General features: G+C 37.6%; 19 protein-coding genes and 8 tRNA genes. 19 read left to right on the top strand and 8 right to left on the bottom strand.

The genetic code is table 11. The features are described from left to right. Positions 1–437 precede the first annotated feature (437 nt). The 12 genes from gap (at position 438) to DXC23_RS07390 (ending at position 4,520) form a co-directional block, all read left to right on the top strand. Entirely contained in the window at positions 438–1,475 is a 1,038-nt protein-coding gene (gene gap, locus DXC23_RS07445; RefSeq protein WP_022233849.1) for a type I glyceraldehyde-3-phosphate dehydrogenase, read from the top strand. A 164-nt stretch (positions 1,476–1,639) separates the two neighbouring features. Beyond that, entirely contained in the window at positions 1,640–1,942 is a 303-nt protein-coding gene (locus tag DXC23_RS07440) for a YerC/YecD family TrpR-related protein (RefSeq protein WP_117705490.1), read from the top strand. Continuing rightward, positions 1,939–2,697, top strand: coding sequence for a class I SAM-dependent methyltransferase (locus tag DXC23_RS07435; RefSeq protein WP_117705489.1), 759 nt, complete (start codon positions 1,939–1,941; stop codon positions 2,695–2,697). The genes DXC23_RS07440 and DXC23_RS07435 overlap by 4 nt, the downstream gene beginning before the upstream one ends. Before the next feature lie 12 nt (positions 2,698–2,709). Then, positions 2,710–3,624, top strand: coding sequence for an Hsp33 family molecular chaperone HslO (gene hslO, locus DXC23_RS07430; RefSeq protein ID WP_117705488.1), 915 nt, complete (start codon positions 2,710–2,712; stop codon positions 3,622–3,624). Between the two features lie 151 nt (positions 3,625–3,775). Next, positions 3,776–3,851 (top strand) — tRNA-Val (locus tag DXC23_RS07425). Positions 3,852–3,854: 3 nt separating this feature from the next. Next, positions 3,855–3,931, top strand: a tRNA-Asp gene (locus tag DXC23_RS07420). Positions 3,932–3,937: 6 nt separating this feature from the next. Then, a tRNA-Phe gene (locus tag DXC23_RS07415) sits at positions 3,938–4,013 on the top strand. A 6-nt stretch (positions 4,014–4,019) separates the two neighbouring features. Then, positions 4,020–4,095, top strand: a tRNA-Gly gene (locus DXC23_RS07410). 104 nt (positions 4,096–4,199) lie between these two features. Beyond that, positions 4,200–4,275: transfer RNA gene (locus DXC23_RS07405), tRNA-Val, on the top strand. 5 nt (positions 4,276–4,280) lie between these two features. Beyond that, positions 4,281–4,357, top strand: a tRNA-Asp gene (locus DXC23_RS07400). 6 nt (positions 4,358–4,363) lie between these two features. Beyond that, positions 4,364–4,439: transfer RNA gene (locus tag DXC23_RS07395), tRNA-Phe, on the top strand. Between the two features lie 5 nt (positions 4,440–4,444). After that, positions 4,445–4,520, top strand: a tRNA-Gly gene (locus DXC23_RS07390). Between the two features lie 519 nt (positions 4,521–5,039). On the opposite strand, the gene DXC23_RS07385 is transcribed toward DXC23_RS07390, so the two are convergent. Both DXC23_RS07385 and DXC23_RS07380 read right to left on the bottom strand, forming a co-directional pair. Then, the gene (locus DXC23_RS07385; protein WP_117705487.1) at positions 5,040–5,294 is read right to left on the bottom strand and encodes a hypothetical protein; all 255 of its coding nucleotides are present in this window, start codon (positions 5,292–5,294) and stop codon (positions 5,040–5,042) included. Positions 5,295–5,816: 522 nt separating this feature from the next. Continuing rightward, the gene (locus tag DXC23_RS07380; RefSeq protein WP_117705486.1) at positions 5,817–6,950 is read right to left on the bottom strand and encodes a nucleotidyltransferase family protein; all 1,134 of its coding nucleotides are present in this window, start codon (positions 6,948–6,950) and stop codon (positions 5,817–5,819) included. 181 nt (positions 6,951–7,131) lie between these two features. Between DXC23_RS07380 and DXC23_RS07375 the strand changes: the two genes are divergently transcribed. Beyond that, positions 7,132–8,340, top strand: coding sequence for an acetate kinase (locus DXC23_RS07375; RefSeq protein WP_117705485.1), 1,209 nt, complete (start codon positions 7,132–7,134; stop codon positions 8,338–8,340). Positions 8,341–8,396: 56 nt separating this feature from the next. Here the strand turns inward: DXC23_RS07375 and DXC23_RS07370 are convergent, their stop codons facing one another. Further along, positions 8,397–8,618: a DUF378 domain-containing protein gene (locus DXC23_RS07370; protein WP_117705484.1), complete on the bottom strand. Its 222-nt coding sequence runs from the start codon at positions 8,616–8,618 to the stop codon at positions 8,397–8,399. A gap of 63 nt (positions 8,619–8,681) precedes the next feature. Continuing rightward, positions 8,682–9,074, bottom strand: coding sequence for a hypothetical protein (locus DXC23_RS07365; protein WP_147329130.1), 393 nt, complete (start codon positions 9,072–9,074; stop codon positions 8,682–8,684). Between the two features lie 183 nt (positions 9,075–9,257). On the opposite strand from DXC23_RS07365, the gene DXC23_RS07360 reads away from it, so the two are divergent. The 6 genes from DXC23_RS07360 (at position 9,258) to DXC23_RS07335 (ending at position 15,506) form a co-directional block, all read left to right on the top strand. Then, positions 9,258–10,196 (top strand): AEC family transporter, encoded by a 939-nt coding sequence (locus DXC23_RS07360; RefSeq protein ID WP_117705482.1) that lies wholly within the window; start codon positions 9,258–9,260, stop codon positions 10,194–10,196. 441 nt (positions 10,197–10,637) lie between these two features. Beyond that, a complete protein-coding gene (locus tag DXC23_RS07355) occupies positions 10,638–11,015 on the top strand; it encodes a GntR family transcriptional regulator (RefSeq protein WP_117705481.1) in 378 nt (125 codons plus the stop codon). After that, positions 11,008–11,907, top strand: coding sequence for an ABC transporter ATP-binding protein (locus tag DXC23_RS07350; RefSeq protein ID WP_117705480.1), 900 nt, complete (start codon positions 11,008–11,010; stop codon positions 11,905–11,907). Before DXC23_RS07355 ends, DXC23_RS07350 begins: the two co-directional genes overlap by 8 nt. Next, positions 11,885–14,065: an ABC transporter permease gene (locus DXC23_RS07345; RefSeq protein ID WP_117705479.1), complete on the top strand. Its 2,181-nt coding sequence runs from the start codon at positions 11,885–11,887 to the stop codon at positions 14,063–14,065. Before DXC23_RS07350 ends, DXC23_RS07345 begins: the two co-directional genes overlap by 23 nt. A gap of 94 nt (positions 14,066–14,159) precedes the next feature. Beyond that, the gene (locus DXC23_RS07340; RefSeq protein WP_347474786.1) at positions 14,160–14,711 is read left to right on the top strand and encodes a prolyl-tRNA synthetase associated domain-containing protein; all 552 of its coding nucleotides are present in this window, start codon (positions 14,160–14,162) and stop codon (positions 14,709–14,711) included. Positions 14,712–14,831: 120 nt separating this feature from the next. Beyond that, entirely contained in the window at positions 14,832–15,506 is a 675-nt protein-coding gene (locus DXC23_RS07335) for a TIGR00266 family protein (protein WP_117705477.1), read from the top strand. Positions 15,507–15,610: 104 nt separating this feature from the next. On the opposite strand, the gene DXC23_RS07330 is transcribed toward DXC23_RS07335, so the two are convergent. The 4 genes from DXC23_RS07330 to DXC23_RS07315 are packed head-to-tail and all read right to left on the bottom strand — an operon-like array spanning position 15,611 to position 20,830. Then, positions 15,611–16,357, bottom strand: a complete 747-nt coding sequence (locus DXC23_RS07330) for a hypothetical protein (RefSeq protein WP_117705476.1) — start codon at positions 16,355–16,357, stop codon at positions 15,611–15,613. Between the two features lie 11 nt (positions 16,358–16,368). Continuing rightward, complete coding sequence (locus DXC23_RS07325; RefSeq protein WP_117705475.1) at positions 16,369–16,956, bottom strand: type II secretion system protein; 588 nt, start codon at positions 16,954–16,956, stop codon at positions 16,369–16,371. Further along, positions 16,956–19,550, bottom strand: coding sequence for a hypothetical protein (locus DXC23_RS07320; RefSeq protein ID WP_117705474.1), 2,595 nt, complete (start codon positions 19,548–19,550; stop codon positions 16,956–16,958). Before DXC23_RS07320 ends, DXC23_RS07325 begins: the two co-directional genes overlap by 1 nt. A 35-nt stretch (positions 19,551–19,585) precedes the next feature. Further along, positions 19,586–20,830, bottom strand: coding sequence for a type II secretion system F family protein (locus DXC23_RS07315; protein ID WP_117705473.1), 1,245 nt, complete (start codon positions 20,828–20,830; stop codon positions 19,586–19,588). Between the last annotated feature and the right edge of the window lie 5 nt (positions 20,831–20,835).

Genomic DNA, 20,835 nt, shown 5'->3' with positions numbered 1-20,835 from the left:
AATAATTTAATTTTAATATTTTTTATATGCTGTGGTTTGCAACAAAGGTATATTATAACGATTAATAAGTTATAAAAACTAAATAAAAAATATCTATAAATAACGGCTCTGAACGAGTCTGATTAATAAAAAATAGGTAAATTTGCATTAATCCTATTTAACCGCATAAGCGATATTATAAGTATTTTATCCTAATTTAATAAAAATGTCAAGAATATTAATGGCAATTTTGCAAATAAATAATTAAAAAGTGAAATATTCACAGGACAATTTGACAATAGCGTTCGTCAAATTGCAGTAAAAGATGCAGAAATTTTGTAAAATTTTCGTTTTTATGTAAAATTCATAAGAAATTTGTTAAAATTTTATCAAACACTTGAATAACGGCAAAAAATGTAATATAATTAAACTACCTTATAAATTAGGAGGAATTTAAAATGTCAGTAAAAGTTGCAATTAACGGTTTCGGCCGTATCGGTCGTCTTGCATTCAGACAGATGTTTGGTGCAGAGGGCTATGAGGTAGTTGCTATCAACGACCTTACAAAACCATCAATGCTCGCAGATCTTCTCAAGTACGATACAGCACAGGGCGGTTACTGCGGTAAAATCGGTGAGAACCTTCACACAGTAGAGGCTGATGACGAGAACAACACAATCACAGTTGACGGCAAGACTCTTACAATCTATGCTAAGGCTAACGCTGCTGAGCTCCCATGGGGCGAGATCGGCGTAGACGTAGTTCTTGAGTGCACAGGTTTCTACACATCAAAGGCAAAGAGCCAGGCTCACATTGATGCCGGCGCTAAGAAGGTTGTTATTTCTGCTCCTGCAGGCAACGATCTTAAGACAATCGTTTACAGCGTAAACGAGGGTACACTTACAGCTGATGATACAATCATTTCTGCTGCTTCATGTACAACAAACTGCCTCGCTCCTATGGCTAACACACTTAACAAGTATGCTGAGATCCAGAGCGGTATCATGTCAACAATCCACGCTTACACAGGCGATCAGATGATCCTCGACGGTCCTCACAGAAAGGGTGACCTCAGAAGAGCAAGAGCAGGTGCTGCTAACATCGTTCCTAACTCAACAGGCGCTGCTAAGGCTATCGGCCTTGTTATTCCTGAGCTCAACGGTAAGCTCATCGGTTCTGCACAGCGTGTTCCTGTTCCAACAGGTTCAACAACAATTCTTACAGCTGTTGTTAAGGGTAAGGATGTAACAGTTGAGGGCATTAACGCTGCTATGAAGGCTGCTGCTTCTGAGTCATTCGGTTACAACGAAGATCCAATCGTTTCTTCAGACGTAATCGGTATGAGATTCGGTTCACTCTTCGATGCTACACAGACAATGGTATCAAAGATTGCTGACGATCTCTATGAGGTACAGGTTGTTTCTTGGTATGACAACGAGAACTCATACACAAGCCAGATGGTTAGAACAATTAAGTACTTTGCTGAATTAGGCTAATCTTAACCTATAATTTATCAGGTATAAACTTTAAGCTGTCTCTTTTGAGGCAGCTTTTTGTTTTTATAAAAATTTTTCTGTTGATATTTACTTTTATACTTTTGTATGTTAAAATTTTAGTGTATAAAAATATTTGCAATGCTTTGCAAAGGAGAACCGAAACTATGAACTCAAAATTAAAAAACAGTGATACTGATTTTCTTTTTAAAGCAATTCTTTCTCTTGAAAATGAAGAGGAGTGTTATCGCTTTTTCGAAGATTTATGCACAAGTCCAGAGCTTAAGGCAATGTCGCAAAGACTTGTTGTGGCTAAAATGCTTACAGAAAAAAAGGTTTATTCCGAAATCGTAAAGGAAACGGGTGCATCTACCGCTACAATCAGTCGTGTAAAGCGTGCTTTGTTTGATAATGACACCTACGGTTACACACTTGTGCTTGATAAAATAGCCGAAGAGGAAAATAAATGAGTTACAATGTTTTTGCCGATTATTACGATGCGCTGATGCAGAATGTCGGCTATGCCGAGAGGAGCAGCTACATTTGCGAGCTTATGAAAAGGCATAACCATAACTTTGGCATTACACTTGACCTTGCCTGCGGTACGGGCAGTCTTACTACGGAGTTGGCACTTAAGGGCATAGACGTTTACGGAATTGACGCAAGTGCCGAAATGCTCAGCGAGGCTATGCAGAAATCGAGCGAAAAAGGTCTTAATATTCTGTATTTAAGGCAAAAAATGCAGAGCCTTAATCTTTACGGCACAATTGACACTTGTATATGCACACTTGACAGCATAAATCATATTACTAATGAAAAGGATGTTGCAAAGGCATTTGAGCGTGTCGCTTTCTTTATGAACCAAGACGGTGTATTTATGTTTGATGTCAATACCGTTTATAAGCATGAACAGGTGCTTGCGAATAATACATTTGTATATGAAACCGATAAGGTGTTTTGTGTGTGGCAGAATACCTTGCAGGAAAATTGCGTTACAGATATTGACCTTGACTTTTTTGAGGAAGAAAACGGAGTTTATTACCGCACGAGCGAGAGCTTTTCAGAGCGTGGATATTCAAGAGAAAAACTGACGGAAATGCTTGTAAATGCGGGTTTTGAACTTGAGGCTGTATATGGAGATATGAGTTTTGACGAACCGAAAGCCGACGAACAAAGGCTTGTATTTGTGGCAAGAATGAAAAATCCAATCAATAAGGAATGTTAACGGGAGAATAATATGGATAAAATTATAAGATGTATTACATCGGACGGCGCAGTAATGGCATCGGCTATTGATGCGTCAGATATTGTATTTAAGGCGCAGAAAATTCATGGACTTTCAAGAAGTGCTACTGCGGCACTTGGCAGACTTTTGTGCGCAACCTCTATGATGGGTGCAATGCTCAAGCAAAAGGACGCATCTATTAACCTCAGAGTATCGGGCGACGGAGGACTCGGCCCCGTAATAGCAGTTGCGGACAGTAATGGTAATGTTCGTGGATATGTAGGAAACGCAAATTGCCCTACCGAATATTATAACAACGGCAAAATCAATGTTTCAAAAGCAGTAGGTAAAAACGGTGTGCTTAATGTAATGCGTGATTACGGTTCAGGCGACCCGTATATCGGACAGGTAGAACTTGTAAGCGGTGAGATTGCCGAGGATATTACCAATTATTTTGCAACAAGTGAGCAGATTCCCACAGTTTGTGCACTTGGCGTACTTATTAATAAAGAGGACGGCGAGGTAATGCTTGCAGGCGGTTTGCTTATTCAGCTTTTACCGGGTGCATTTGAAGATACTATTGAAAAGCTCGAAAAAAATCTTGAAACTTTAGAGCCTGTTACAACTATGCTTGCAAAGGGTATGAGTATTCTCGATATTTGTAAAACTGCGCTTGCAGGATTTGAGGTTGAAGTGCTTGACGAGTATCCTGTAAAATATGTATGTACCTGTTCAAGAGAAAAGCTCGAAAGACTTTTTTGCACAATGAGCGATGAAGAAATCCGTGATATGCCGGACGAAAACGGCAGGGTAGTAGCTAACTGCCATTTTTGCAATAAAAAGTATATTTTTAATAAAGAAGATCTCGAAAAGATTATCAAAGAGAAAAACTCAAAAGATAATAATACTGAAAAGAAAAAATCTTAATACGGATTTGTCATAAAATATCGTGTTGCTTTGGTTTTGTAAAGTTTTTTGAAAAAATTTCAAAAAAGTGTTGACATTTAGGCGGTTATGGTGTATTATAATACCTGTCGCTGAGATACACGGCAAACGAAAGCAAAGCGACAAAGGCAATGGGAGCATAGCTCAGCTGGGAGAGCATCTGCCTTACAAGCAGAGGGTCATAGGTTCGAGCCCTATTGTTCCCACCATTTGGCCCGGTAGTTCAGTTGGTTAGAACGCTAGCCTGTCACGCTAGAGGTCGACGGTTCGAACCCGTTCCGGGTCGCCAAATTTTGCCTCTGTAGCTCAGTCGGTAGAGCAGGGGCCTGAAAATCCCCGTGTCGATGGTTCGATTCCGTCCGGGGGCACCAAAAAATGCGGATGTAGCTGATCTGGTAGAGCGCCACCTTGCCAAGGTGGAGGTAGCGGGTTCGAGCCCCGTCATCCGCTCCAATAAAACACTTGTAATCAAGTGTTTTTTTATTCTCAGAGCGAGAACAACTTAATAAGTATTTTTGAGTCTTTACAGACCGAAACAAAGGCAACAATTACCAAATGGGAGCATAGCTCAGCTGGGAGAGCATCTGCCTTACAAGCAGAGGGTCATAGGTTCGAGCCCTATTGTTCCCACCACATTTGGCCCGGTAGTTCAGTTGGTTAGAACGCTAGCCTGTCACGCTAGAGGTCGACGGTTCGAACCCGTTCCGGGTCGCCAATTTTTGCCTCTGTAGCTCAGTCGGTAGAGCAGGGGACTGAAAATCCCCGTGTCGATGGTTCGATTCCGTCCGGAGGCACCAAAAATGCGGATGTAGCTCATCTGGTAGAGCGCCACCTTGCCAAGGTGGAGGTAGCGGGTTCGAGCCCCGTCATCCGCTCCAAAACGAAAGCACTTGTTTTATACAAGTGCTTTTACTTTTGGCTTAAAGTGGTTTATGGAGACGTTTGGAATATGGTATATTCCAAAGGCTGAGGTAAATTGTGTTTTAATAGATTATCGGTCGGGTGACAGAGTAAAGCAAAAGAAAAACTCTCCGCCACTATATTAAAAGTTTGGTCAACCTTTTCAAAGGTTGTGGGTGTGGGCAACGCCCACAAATGCTTTAAATTATCGCAAATTTTAATAGCCAAACGGCTTGCCGTTTGGCGTTTTGAACGCAAATGCGAAAGTCGCTAAATTTACGATAGCAACAAAAGGAAAAACCACACTACTGCAACTACTAATTTGCTGCTTTTCAAGGGCAAATCAGCCACATACGCAACCCTTTAAAAAGGGTCGACATAAATTTTAAATTTATTGAACTAAACTTTATGCGCTAAATCATTATTTATTAATGTTACTCCAACATTTAGTAAAATCTATTTTTGTTTCGTTCGTCTTGTTCGGAAAATTATGATGTTCAGATTGTTTTACAGCTTTTTTCATTTAATCCCCATCCTGTTAATTCAAGCTGCAAAAATCTTTCATCATTATATGCTTTAGCCAGACTTTCCGACATTAAGCGAAAATCCTTAAGAATGCCCTTTTTGTATTTCAGTTTAACTAATACGGTTTTGTTTTCAGATGCACGCAGTAAATTCAGCATACTTTCAAAGTCCCCGTTTTCATACATTTCCGGCTTTTTTAGTGAAAAACTTGAATAACAATACTTCATTTGCCCATCTATATTTCCATAGGCTTCAATATCAATCAGGCATTTCTAATCATCGGGCGTACAGTCAGTAAATTCATCTAATATAAAAGGCATATTCTGATATTTATATATCGGCTTTTCAAAAAATATCATATTACGCTTTCTCCTTAAAAATCTAATTTATCAATAGCTCGTTTAACAATTATGATAGCACACACAAACAAATTTGTCTATCAACATCTTTGCAATCCTGTGAGTTTTTCTGTAAAATATTTGTAGAGCATATTTATCCCTCCGCTCAGGTTTCTCGACAATTCCATTTTAACGGATTTTAGAAAAATATGCTCTGCTTTTTTGAAAATTTCTTAATTTTATTTTGTAGGCTCTTTACTTACTCCAATATTAGTATAGAGCCATTTTTTCTTTGTCATAGAATTACCTCTTTTCACAAATAGTTAGTTACAACTAACTATTTGTCTATATATTACCACAAAATAAAATATTTGCTATACATTAACTGAATTTTATTTTGTGGCAGAAAGTTTAAATTTTTATTATCGGTGTTGTAAAGTCAGCACCGCATTTTTGGGGCGGATTTGTGGCAAGCGAAAAAATGTCCGTTGCAAAAATTTCGGTTTTAAGCAGTTTTTCAATGTTGCCGCCGAGCGACAAACCTTTTTTTACCGAGGTTATTACAGGTAAATTGCAGTTCTTGAGGATTTTGGCACCCTCATTTGTAAATCCAAGCACTCTTGCGTAACTTGGCTCTATATTCTGAATTTCTTTTGTTATATTCAAAAGGGCGCAGACCAAAATTCTTCTCAGCCTTGCAAGTGTGTAACGCTTTGATTTTACGGCAAATAATATTTCATCAACGCAGTTATATTCGTGTATCGCCGAGTAAATTCGGTTTTCAAGTCCCTCGGTTACATCGGGCAGATTTGCAATTTCTTTTGCCGTCATTGAGCGGAGTTTATAGAGCAAGGCAGTTTCAAGATTTTCGGGAAAAGCAAGCTCAGACGGCGAATAGGGGACAAATTCGCCTATATTTTCTCCGCTTTTCAATTTTTCTCTTATATATGAGGCAGAGGCAAAATTATTGGCTGCATTTTTGCTGTCATGCGCTGCACCCTCACGCTGAATCGGCAGAGGTGATATATTATTGGGCAACGCCTTGAGATACTCAACCGCAAGCACATTGTTGGGGGTTGAGAGAATATCGGCTGTTTCATTGCTGTAAATCTCACGCACTGCGTTTTCAATAGCCTTGGGGTAATATGAGCCGTTTTGCATTTCTTTGGCAACAAGCGCCTGTACGGCGGTATTTCTATGTGCCTGAGCCGCTTGCTTTAGTAAATTTATGTTATTGTTTTCACAACCGAATGCGAGGTAATTCATATCGGAAAAGGAAGATAGAATTTTAACTCCGCTTTTTGCAAAAACCTCTGCGTTTGAAACCGCATAGGCAATGGGGAGTTCTATTACAAGGTCAGCGCCGCCGAGCAGGGCAGACTTTGCCCTTGTGAATTTGTCTGTAATTGCGATTTCGCCACGCTGTGTAAAGCTTGTGCTCATTACAACCGCAACAGGCTCGTTTACAAGGCTTTTTGCCTTTTGTATTAAATATTTATGTCCGTTATGAAAAGGGTTAAATTCGCAAATTATGCCGATTGCCATAGCATTACCTCGAAAAAGCAAAAAATTATTGTCAGATATTAAAAAAATCACTTGAAAACTATTATAAAAAGTTTTATCATTATAATGTAACACTCACAGAGTGACTTTTAATTGTCCTCAGATATATTATATATCAAAAATCGCTTTAGGACAACTAATATAGTTGAAAGGATGAATAATAATGAAGGTTCTCGTTATTAACGCAGGCAGCTCATCACTTAAATATCAGCTTATTGATATGGACAGCGAAAAGGTACTTGCAAAAGGAAACTGTGAAAGAATCGGTCAGGAGGGTGCATTTATCGGTTTTAAAGCTCCTGACGGCACAAAAATTGAACGCAAAACAGAGATGGTTAATCATACACAGGCTTTTGAGGCTGTTAAGGACGCACTTCTTGATCCGCAGTATGGTGCAATCAAGGATTTGTCAGAGGTTAGCGCAATCGGTCACAGAGTAGTGCAAGGCGGTAGCTATTTTAATAAGTCGGTTCTCGTAACAGACGATGTTATCAAGAAGATTGAAGAGCTTGCTCCTCTTGCTCCTCTCCACAACCCCGCTCACATTCAGGGTATCAATGCTTGTACAAAGGTATTCGGCAAAGATGTTCCTCAGGTTGTAGTATTTGATACCGCTTTCCATCAGACAATGCCGGAAAAGGCTTATATGTTTGCTATTCCATATAAATACTATGAAAAGTACGGTATCCGCCGTTACGGCTTCCACGGTACTTCTCACCGTTATGTATCACAGAAAATGGCTGAACTTATGGGCAAGAATATTGAAGATACAAAAATCATTACTTGTCACATCGGTAACGGTTCATCAATCACAGCTATCAAGGGCGGCAAGGTAATTGATACTTCAATGGGTCTTACTCCGCTCGGCGGCTTTATGATGGGTACTCGTTCAGGTTCTCTTGATCCGTCTGTAATTACTTTCATTGCAGAGAAAGAAAACATTTCTGCCGAAGAAATGCTTAAGATTCTTAACAAGGAATCGGGTCTTTTGGGTGTATCCGGCATATCCTCAGATGATCGTGATGTTTGCGCAGCTGAGGAGCATGGCAACCACAGAGCACACCTTGCTCACGAAATGCTTTATTATCAGATTGCAAAGACAATCGGTTCTTATTATGTTGCACTCGGCGGTTGTGACGCAATCGTATTCACCGCAGGTATTGGCGAAAATCAGCCACAGCTTCGTGAAACTGTTTGCGATTACATTTCTTGCCTTGGTGTAGAGATGGACAAGGAATTTAACAAGAAAGCAAAGTGCGGCGTTACAGGCACACTTTCAACTCCAAATTCAAAAATCAGAGTTGAGCTTATTGCTACCAACGAAGAGCTTGTTATAGCAAGAGATACAAAGGAAATTGTAGAGGCTCTTTAATTTTTAAATACACATATAATAAGGTGGCTGTTCATAGCGGACAGCCACCTTTTGCGTTACACGGAATCATTTGTAACCGCAGTATCGGTGTCGGTATCTCTGAATAAAAGCGATATACACCAAATTGCGGCAAGCGCAACGAGAATGTAAACAATACGGCTGATAATACCCGTTTGACCACCGCATATCCATGCTACAAGGTCAAACTGAAAAATACCTACACATCCCCAATTAATACCGCCAATAATTAAAAGCGTCAGGGCAATTTTATCAATCATAATAATCCTCCTTAATTATAATTGTAAAAATATTATTGACGCTTTTAAAATAAATATTCAGATTTATTCGGAGAAAATAACAGGGAACAGCAGCATAAAAATCAAGAACAGTATGCCTAGCCCGATTACGGCAAGTCCGATAATACGGGTAATTTTCGTTGCTTTTTTCAGCTTGTACTTTGAAATCATATTTTCGGTGGGAAACGGAAGTAAAATAAGCATTATGCCGAGAATATCGCAGCTTGCGACTGTAATTATCATTCCCGCAGTTCGCAAAAACGCAAAAAGAAAAATTCCGATAGTAATGCCAAAAAAGCATATCATATTTATAATGCTGAACAATTTACCGTACTTTTCGGTAGTTTCGTAATATTTATTTGCATTGCTGTGACATTCTTCACTGCAATATTGGTCAAAATAGGATATTTCTTTTGCACAATAATCACATTTTTTCAAGTTTTCAGAACCTTTCACTTATATTATAAACTATTCTAACACATTACACCGCTTTTTTCAATGATATTTAAGTGAATGGGATGGGAAAGATGTTTATAACGCCTAACAAATTTGTAAAGGTAATTAACATTATATTGTATTTATAAAAAATATATGCTATGCTTTCTTTGAGGAGATGGTAGAATGCCTAATTTTTTTGTGGCTCTGTATGCGGTACTGCCTATGTTTATAATGCTTGCTATCGGTTTTACTGTGCGAAAAATGAAAGTGATTGAAGAGGCTCATCTGCCTGTGCTTAACAAAATCGTTTTTAATGTTTTCTTTCCGTTCTTGATGTTTAACAATATATATGCATTTGATTTGTCGGCAGATTTTAATGCATCACTTCTTTTGTATGCGGTTGTTGCCGTAGCGGTTATTTACGGTTTGTCGGTTGGTTTTGCTTTAATTTTTGAAAAATCAAATAAGAGCAGGGGAGCGCTGATACAGGCTATTTACAGAAGTAATTTTGTTCTTATGGGGTTGCCGATAGTCGGAAATATTTTTGGCAGCGGCAGACTTGGTATGACATCTATGCTCGTTACAGTAATTGTACCAATGTATAATATTCTTGCTGTAATTACGCTTGAGGTGTTTAGAGGAAAAACTATTAAGATTGCCAAAATATTAAAGGGAATTGCTACAAATCCGCTTATTATAGGCTCTTTGGCAGGTATTTTAGCCGCAGTGTTTGGTTTAAAATTGCCCGATATTGCCGAAAGTGTAATTTCGGATATGGCATCTGCCGCAACTCCGCTTGCCTTGATTGTGCTTGGTGCATCTTTCAGGTTTTCAAGTATAAAGCAATACAGAAAAAATCTTATTGCGGTTATTATTGCCCGACTTATTATTGTGCCGTTGCTGAGCCTTTCGGGTGCTATTTTGCTTGGATTCAGAGGAATTGACCTTGTATCTCTCATCGGTATTTTTGCCTCTCCTTGTGCGGTATCTTCTTACACTATGGCAAGGCAAATGGACAGCGACTACGAGCTTTCGGCAGGTACGGTAGTCTTTACCACAATGCTATCGTGCTTTACACTGTTTTGCTGGATATACTTTTTAAAAGAATTAGGTTTCTTTTAATGTACAAATTGCACAAAATATACATTGTGCATTTATACAATATATCTAATCAACTGATTTTGACTGATTTAAAAAAATATGCTTGATTTTGACGAATTTTGTGCTATAATAAAGCCATAAAATAAATTATAACAAATTTTCGATTTATTGTATTGAAAAAAGTTTATAGTTATTTCCTTCTTTTATTTTTTGTGAGCATAGAAAAAAGCAAGACTTTGTCTTGCTTTTTTCTTTTTTTGTTTTATTTTGCGTTATGCTTGATATATGAAATTACAGGATAATAAAAAATAAGTCCAAGACAAAAATTGACAATTTAATAATTCTTTGCAAATATATAAAAAGTATTGACAAAAAGAAAAATATAATTTATATTATTAGTGTACTAATTAGGTTAATACAATAAATTCAATTAATACAATTTACAGGAACGGAGGTATTAAAATGCTTCAGATAGATTTAACATCACGAGTACCGATTTATGAACAGATTTATACTAACATAATTCGTCTTGCATCAGCAGGTGTATTAAAGCCGGGCGATAAGATTTTACCTGTAAGAAGTCTTGCGGCACAGCTTGGTATAAATCCTAATACTGTTGCCAAAGCGTACAGGCAGCTTGAAAGCGAGGGATACATTATATCTAATGTCGGCAGAGGAAGTTATGTATCTGATAAGCTCACAGGGGATTGCGCAGAAAAGGAAATTGCTCTTGATGATTTTCGGCAGAGCGTGAACAGAGCAAATTTACTTAGCATAAAAAAATCTGAGCTTATAGAAATTATTAATAATGTTTATGACGGAGGTGGCATTAATGATTGAAATATGCGGACTTACCAAGAGATTTGGTAAGATTAATGCTGTTGATAATATGACTGTAAATATACCCGACGGTGCGGTTCTCGGACTTGTGGGCAGTAACGGCAGCGGTAAATCAACACTTTTGCGTATGCTCGCAGGGGTATATGCACCTGACGGCGGTATGGTAAAAATAGATGGAATACAGCATTTTGATAATCCCGCAACAAAGGGACAGTGCTTTTTTATTCCTGATTTTCCGTATTTTTATAATTCTAGCACTGTTGAAAGTACGGCTTTCCTTTACAGAAGATTGTATCCCAACTGGAGCGAGGAGGAGTATCAAAAACTTTGCTCTGTATTTCCAATTAACATAAAAGCTCCTATTATTAATATGTCAAAGGGTATGCAAAGACAGGCGGCGCTTATTCTTGCACTTTCAACCTGCCCTAAGTATTTGTTCCTTGACGAGATTTTTGATGGTCTTGACCCTGTTGTAAGGCATATGCTCAAAGGTCTTATTGCAGAAAAGGTGTCTGACAACAACACTACCGTTGTAATTGCCTCTCACAACCTCAGAGAGCTTGAGGATTTGTGCGACAGACTTTGCCTTATGCATAGGGGACATATGCTGCTTGAGCGTGGCATTGACGATTTGCGTCATGGTTTGCGCAAGGTGCAGGTTGCCTTTTCGGAATTGCCGTATAAACCGAATATTTTTGAGGGTATTAATGCAATTAATATAACCCGCAACGGCAATATATTTAATCTTACAATAAAGGGAACAGAGGAGGAGTTTATGCCGAAATTAAAGGCACTCAATCCTGCGTTTGTTTCCGCAATACCTCTTACTTTGGAGGAAATATTTATTAGTGAAATGGGGGCGGCAGGATATGACATCCACAGTATCCTTTAAAGATAAACTCAAGCAGATCATTTCGGTTATATTATGGGATTTAAAAGGCTGTAAAGGCTCGTTGATGGTGTACGGAATACTTGCCTCGGTGGCAACTGTAATAATCTTTACGCTTGTTTTTGTGCTTACGGCAGATCAAACAACATTTACAACGCTGTTTTCAACCGCAAGCTCCGAAAAAATACCTATAAGCACAAAAATCCAGGTTTTTCAGGCCATTACATCTGCGATAATCGGCTTGCTTACATTAATCTTTTCCATTATTTATACGGTGCAGATTTTTTCATATATGCACAACAAGCGCAAGGTGGATTTTTACGGTTCACTTCCAATCAGCAGAGCAAGACTTTTCCTTGCTAAATATTGTGCGGCTTATTTGTTCTCTATTGTGCCTATGCTCGTGTTTATGGGCATAATTGCTATTATTTCTATTTGTACGGGCACATTAATGAGGCCTGAGGTTACTCATATGTACCTGAACTTTGTAATCGGTACGCTTGCCTGCATTAGCGCTTACGGATTTCTTTCGGCTTGCTGCGGCACTACATTCAACACAATTATTATGTTTATTGCCGTTTGCATTTGCTATCCGCTGTCTATGATATTTGTAAGAAGTTATATTGACGCTTTCTTTGCAGGCTCATATACAGGCAACTTCTCAGACAGCTTTATTACAAATGCACTCAATCCGATTTCTGCTTACTTTGGCAACAATTTAATTTATTGGATAATCTTCAGCATAGCTTGCGTTGCTTTTGGCACATTGCTTATTATGAAGAGAAGATCCGAAAGAGCGCAGACCTCATTCGCTTATTATATACCTTGCCATATTATCAAGGTAATAGTATCATTCCTTGCCGGTATGTTCCTCGGCACATTATTCGGCTCGCTCAATGTATTTGGCAACGGCTTGGCAGGCTTTGTATTCGGATTTATCCTTGCAAGTGCGCCTACATTCCTTATTGTTCATATGATTTTCTACAAGGGAGTAAAGCAGATTGTACGCACACTTCCCATTTACGGCGGTCTTGCAGTTGTTGTAATTGCAGGCGTGGCGCTCATTAACTTTGATATATTCGGCTACAACAGCTTTGTGCCAAAGGCAGAAGATGTAAAGAGCGCAGGTATGCTTAGCTCAACATACGGCACTGTTGCCGATGATGTTGCAGATTTAAGCAAGAAAAGCGCCGAGGACTTTACAGATAAAAAGGATATCGAAACCATTATAAATGCACACAATTCTATTCTCAGTATCAGAAAGCCTGACCTTTCGGCAAAATCAAAGTTTTGCTGCGTATGGGGAAGTATGCTTTATAATGCAATCGGTGATTATAGATATGATGAGGCGATTACTGTTGCATATAAGCTCAACAACGGAAGAACCGTAACAAGATATTATTCTCAGAGTTTACTTGCTTTGGCTAATGACTTTGATTATGAGCCGTATGACTATACAGATGATATTTATGATGAAAGCTATGGTTACAGTTACAGCGAAACTGATTTTTCGGGAATTTACACTAAGGCAATGTCAATTTTCTCATCAAAGCAATATATAATGAAGTATTCGGGTGTGGCAAATGCAGACCTTAACGCTGATTATAATGTAAAAAGCGTTACTGTTCATGGAATGTTTAATTTCTCGGATGACAGCACAAATTCGGCAACTATTGATAATTACAGCGGTTATGAACTTGATGAAGAGAAAAAAGACCCCAAGGCTGATGCAGTAAGAAACAGTATGATGAATGAGATTAACGCAGCGTTCAAAAAAGACCTTAAGGCTGATGATAAGTATCTTAATGGTGTTTTGTATGACCCGTTTGCACTTCTTTACAATGATAATATTTATTATGATTCTTCTAATGACGAGGATTCGGTTTACAGCTTTGAGTCTTTAAAATATATCCGTCAAAAGTATTCTCAGGACTATGTTTGCAAGCTGGATTTATGCTATCGCAAATCTAATACAACGGGAGCAAATTACATTTTAAGCTCGTATGCAACAGATTCGGAGTATTACTATGTGCCGAAGTCATATACAAATACCATTGAAATTCTCAAAAAATACGGCATACTAAATTCTGACTGCACACTCAACAAAAACTCGGAGTTTTGCAGCGGCAATGACAGCGATGTCGCTTATTATGAGAGATAATTAAATTACAGAGCGACTGCATTTTAGCAGTCGCTCTTTTCCTTTGACAAAGGCGCTGTAATCTATTATTATATTAGTAGTAAATTGATAGGAGATGACGGCTGTGGAATTATACAAGGGCAGACCGCAGAGTACAGAGGGCAGGCTCGACAGAGAGGTAAGAGTATATGATTTGCTCGACAGTTTGGGCATTGAGTATTTGCGAACAGACCACGCACACGCAGACACAATGGAGGCTTGCAATGAGATTGACAAGGTGCTTGATGTGCTTATTTGCAAAAACCTGTTTTTATGCAACAGACAGAAAACAAAGTTTTATTTGCTTATGATGCCGGGGGACAAGCCTTTTAAAACGAAGGAACTTTCAAGTCAAATTAATTCGGCAAGACTTTCTTTTGCGTCTGCCGAGGCTATGGAAGAGTACCTTGATATTTTGCCGGGATCTGTAAGCGTTATGGGACTTATGAACGACAAAGAAAACGCAGTCACTTTGCTTGTAGATGAAGATGTTCTAAAAGGTGAATATGTAGGCTGTCACCCGTGCGTGAATACCTCAAGCCTTAAAATAAAGACAACAGATGTTTTTGATAAGTTTTTAAAAGCGGTAGGGCATACGGCAACAGTTGTACATTTGACAGGTGAATAAACACAAGTAAAAAAGACTTCTGCAAATGGAAGTCTTTTGATGTATATATGTAAAATTTTATTTACATTGCATTTGATATATGATATAATGCTGATAATAAACATTTATGGAGGTTTATCTATGCAATACAAAATTGAGGGAGGCTCACTTCCAATAGTGGAGGTATCTCTTGAAAACGGCGAAACTATTATTACACAGGGCGGCGGAATGGTATGGATGTCGCCAAACCTTAATATGGAAACTTCAGGCGGCGGAGTAGGCAAGATGTTCAGCAAAATGGTGTCGGGAGAGTCTATTATGCAGAACCGCTACACAGCTATGGGCGGTCCGGGCTTCATTACTCTTGCTTCATCTTTCCCGGGTTCAATCATTCCTTTTGAGATTCAGCCTAATATGCCTATAATCGTTCAGAAATCGGGTTTCCTTGCAAGTTCTGCAACTGTTGAACTCTCTGTACATTTTAATAAAAAAGCCGGTGCAGGCTTTTTTGGAGGCGAAGGCTTCATACTTCAAAAGTTATCGGGTTACGGAACTGCTTTTGTTGAGATTGACGGCTACTGCAAGCAGTATAACCTTGCACCCGGTCAGCAGATTGTTGTTGATACAGGCAACCTTGCTGCAATGGATGCATCTTGTCAAATGGACATCCAGCGTATTAAGGGTGTTAAGAATATGTTACTCGGAGGAGAGGGTTTGTTTAATACAGTTATTACAGGCCCGGGCAGAGTGTTCTTACAGTCACACCCAATTTCTACAGTAGCGGCAGCTATCCGTCCTTTTATTACAACAAACTAAGTTAATAAAATAATTTTTGCCCTGCAACTTTGCAGGGCATTTGTTATAGGCAAGAAAAAAGCTGTACCGAGCAGGTACAGCTTTTTGTTTAAGGGTTTTAACTTTTAGTAAATATCAAGATTACTTCTGCTTGAGGTTTGTATTCTGATATAGGTTGAATTTGCTTCAGTTGAAGAAGTTTTTGTTGTTATGGTTGAATATTGCAGCGGAGGTATAGTAGCAGAATTATTTGTATTATTCAAAACCACACCGCTTGAAATAGTGTACTCAACTCGTTTATCAGTATCCTTATCCCATACATTGCTTCCTACTGTTGTTACTGTATATTGAAGAATATATTTTTTTTCATCAGTATTAAGTTGTTTAAGGTCGAATTTAATTGATTTTACATTGTCAATACTGACTATTGGTGTAAGCTTATGTCCTGTAGGATCACCCGATGAAGTATCAAACTTAGCAAGAATTAATCTGTATTTTGTATTTGGATCTGCATATAAAAAGTAATCACTTTTATTACCGATACCATTATCTACATCCATAAAACCACTTGGTGTTGCACTTTCGTCATATGCTTTGAGAGTAGGTTTTGAATCATATGATTGAACATAGTTTGAGGTATTACCGTAAATTGAAAGTTGTTTAGAAATCATATCGCTTGTGCGTTCGCAAAGGGAAAGATCCTGACCTCTTTTTGCAACATTGGCCATAGCAAATAATCCGCTTATGCTTACAGTAGAGGCAATAGAAAGAATGCATACAACAGCTATAAGTTCAATAAGCGTTGCACCGATTTTATTTTTTACGGAGCGCTTGGAGAGATGTTTTTTTAATTTATTTAATATTTTAATCATTTGCATCCTCCTTATTGAACATATTTGGATTTAGTGATAATACCGGTACATGAAGTTGTACCATTTGTACCGTAATCAATATAAACAGTGACTTTGTACGATACCATACTTATACCATCAGAATTAATGTAAGAACCTTCTTTTTGAATTGTATAAGCAACTTCATTTTTGTTAAAATCTCTGTTGTCAATATCTGCAGAAGCATATTGTTTTGCTGAAAAAGTATTGTCAAGAGCTTTTACATCTGTATCAATATTGCTTTGAATATCGCTTGTAAAAGTATATGTTTGATTAGGTGTATCTGCAAAAAGTTTATTAGCATTCTTTTGTGCTTCAGTCAATGAATCCCAACCGTCATATGGATCATTTGACGGTGTTTTTTCAACATATGTCATAATTACATCACAATACATTTGTGCTTTTGCAGAAGCTTTGTCCATAAGACTGTTTTTGGTAATGGACTGATTACTGATATTAAGACCGGTGGCAGTAGCCGAAACGGCTATTGCCATGATCATAATTGCACATACCAACTCAAGAAGAGAAAAGCCTTTTTTACTTTTTAAATATTTTTTAAATTTAAGGTTCTTCTTCTTCATTAGAAATACTTCCCTTCAAAGTCAACAGGATCAATTTTAGTTGTAACAGTTACCTTTTTATAAGCTTCAGTACCGTCGTTTAATTTTTCTGCTTTGTAATATGGTTTTGAAGAACTCCAATTTTCCCAAAAAGCTTTGCTTAAAATATCAAAATCACCTGTAATACCCGGGAAGAAATAGTAACCCGGACTTAAAGTTATAGAATTAGCATTATCATCATTAAATTTGAGAGTAGTTTTACGAGTAATCTGAAGCATGGAACCGTCAATAGGATTACCGTCTACAACACATGTCGATTCCTTATGTGCACTATAAGTATTAATTTTAAGTCCTTTTCCGTCTTTTATTTCAAGTAAATCCGCTCCGATTGAAACAACATCTGCTTTTAAGGTTGCATTGTTTCCATATGTTACAATAGCATCTTTACCCGAAGAACCATTACCAAAATCACAGTAAATAGCTTTGCCCTTATATGTACCGTCTTTAAGTGTTCCGCCGGCTGTTGCTTTAAAATTTATAACTGAACTGCTTTGGTCGAGGTTACTGCTGTCTACTGAAGTATTAATAGTGTTATTTTTCACCCATTCAATACTTGATGAGTTAGAATCAACTCGTGAAGTAGAATGACTTTCAAAGTATTTTTTTGCTTCGTCTGTAAATAAGTTAAGTCCTGTCTCCGGAATATCTGTGTAATCATCGGCTTTTATGGTATATGTTGTACCATCTGACATTTCTACAATAAAATCATTTACTACTTTAAGAGTAAACGATTTTTCATTCCAATAAGGTTTTACACTAAATGATGCTGAACTGTTTTTTTGTGTGATTTTATTTGAACCTTCTGCTGTGAATTTTTGAGTATTACTGTCAGTAGCAAACTTGTCTGTAGGAAGAATAGTTTGATTGAAAGAATAAGGAAAGTATGGATTACCGTTGCTGTTCTTAATTTGATTGTTATAATAAACCGTTTCGTTTTCATCGGGACCAATTGATAATGTAATATTACTACTATGAATTGACATATCCACATTTCCATTAAATTCCATTGGGTTTATATTGTACCAAAGATAATTAAATTCTTTGCCTGAATACATATCATAATATCCACTAGCTGTTGGCATTTCGGATGGTGCACAATAAATGTAGTAGTCTTGCCATCCTTTAGTAAATGTTGTTCGAACTGTATTGGAGTAGCTGTTTGAATTTGGAACTGCAGTGAAAGTTCCAGATTCATTCAAAATATCAACTCTTTCTTTGCCCTTTTCATATTCACCTTCGTAAGCTGAATGTATGTCCTTTAGTTTGCCTTTTGTATCAACCATAGAACTATACATATCAATACTGTTAACTCTTTTGTATTCTTCACTGTTTGTAGTAATTTCTTTAGCACTCGCTTTGGTGCTTTCTGAAAATAAATCAACGGCTGTATTGTTGTCACCTAAGTTAATATAATAATATCCTTTTTTATACTCTACTGTTTTAGTTATTTGATTGCTATTATTATAAGTCATAAGCTTACAATCTTTAGTAAAGTATATTACAACACCTTTATCGGTATTATAAGAGCTGCCGGAGTATTTAAGTGTAATGCCGGATTCGCCAGTGGCCGGACGACATACCATATTTCCGCCAATTACAAGATATTTACATTCTAAGGCTACACCGTAAGCGTCTGACTCTGTGTAAAAACTTATATCAACCGCTTCGGAATTATAGTCACTTGTTACTTTTGGTCCGCTGTAATTGCCTAAAAAGTAAATGCCGTTATCATATGCTGTAAATTTAAGTCTCTTATTACTATTACTTGTACTTTTTACTGTTTTATCAAATACAAGAGGAAAGCAAGTTGTGAGTGGTGTATTGCCAGCTTCGTTTTTAGGAATATAAATTATTGATTTTTTGTCATTGTCAGTATCATAGCTCTGTAAGGTACGAAATGTGGTATCTCCTTCGTTTAAAGTTTTTCTTACAGAACGAAGAAGTGAAAATGAAGTTTGATCACCAAGCATTAAAAATTTATTGCCGGTCGGTGAAGTAATTGTTTTTTGCTTCATAGTGAGGTTAGCTGTTTCTTCTTTTTCAACTAAATTATATTTTACATCAAATTTGGTTGAAAGATCACCTGTATTTCCATCACCTGAATAGTCATATTTATTTTCTTTGCCAACGGCAGTCATAGTGTAACTACCGTCTGTATTTTTAGTAATTTTAATATAAGCATTACCTATTATAGTATAACTTGCATGAGCCGGATTGTTAATCCATTCTAATGCAAGTTCAGAGCTGTTGAATTTTTCTACATGAACCTTAGGATCTCCTTCAACATAGTAAAAAACATAGTAAAGTGATCCTGAATCAGGTAATTGAAGTTTACCGTCGTTTAACAGTTCTTCTGCCATATCAAGCGCACTTTTTGCAGATACATATGCCTGACGGGAGTTCATTGTAGTACCGGTTTCTTTTTGCTGGAGCATTGCAATAGATAAGAAAGTAGTTGTCGATAAAAACAAAACTGCAGCCAAAGCTATTGCAAGAACCATGGAAATACCTTTTTTACTGTTTATCCTTCTTTTCTTTGTATGAAGTTTCTTCATAAAGATCTCCTTTCGTCTGCTATAAATTATCACTGTTAGGCTGTGATAACTGAATACATACCGAACATTGCCTGTACGATAGAAATTACAACGAAACCTACGATACCGGCGATAATGATTGTCATTGCAGGTGTCATTGCATCTGTCATACGCTGTGTAGCGTCGGTTGCCTGTTCGTCGTACATATCTGCCATTTTGTTAAGGGAATCACTGAGCATACCGCTTTCCTCACCGACTCTTATCATTGATACAAAGAGCGGATCGAAAGCTTTTGGATATCTTGAAAGAGAAATATTTATCGGTGTACCGATTCTTACATCTTCAATTACCTGGTTAAGACAGTCGGACATAAATTTGTTGCCTACTACATCTCTTGAAAGTTCAAGTGAGTAAAGAATGTTTACACCGGAAGAAGTAAGTGTTGCCATCATATTTGCAAATCTTGTAAGCTGGTTAAGTCTTAAAACTTCGCCGATAATTGGGATTTTAAGCTGGAATGTTGACCACCACATACAGAATGAATAGTTCTTTTTGTAAAGAATTCTGAGTGTAACTACAATTGCAACGATAATAAGAACAACGAGCCAGCCGTAATGAAGAAGTACATCTGAAATACCCATTGTAATCTGCGTCATTATCGGAAGTTCGGAGTCAAAACTTTCAAACAATTCTTTAAATGACGGAAGTACAACTACACTCATTACTATGATAAGTCCGATTGTAAGAATGAGGAGGAAGATAGGGTAAATCATTGCACCCTTAATCTTACTTTTAAGAGTGATTTCCTTTTTGAGAAGACTAACGCACTTATCAAATGCTTCATCAAGTCGACCGTTTGCCTCACCTGTTTGAATAATGTTTACATAAACAGTCGGGAAAGTTTTAAATGAGCTTAGCGACTGCGAAAGAGTAATACCGTTGTAGAGGTTTGCGGTTATTTCCTGTAAAATTCTCAACATATTCTTATCTTTTTCAGTGTCACACATTACGGCCATTGCAACCGAAAGCGAAATACCCGAACGAATCATCAATGCCATCTGGTGCATAAATGTAAGAAGTCGCTTGTTACTGATTTTTAATGTATGCACATCTTTTGAACCGCCAAGATCACGCTGCCAGATCGGAATATCTTCCTGCGAACCTTTTTTTACTTCATCAATGGAAATAGCGATAAGACCACGCTGTTCAAGCTTTCGCTTAACCTCTTCCTTGGTGTTTGCTGTCATACGGTTACGATATTTACGGTTTTTTTCGTTTACCGCTACATAAGAAAATTCCATTATTT

The organism is Eubacterium sp. OM08-24 (genome assembly GCF_003438075.1).
Classification (GTDB): Bacteria; Bacillota; Clostridia; order Oscillospirales; family Acutalibacteraceae; genus Ruminococcoides.
The sequence above is the reverse complement of the archived record's forward strand: the minus strand, read 5'-3'. Positions and strand labels throughout refer to the sequence as shown.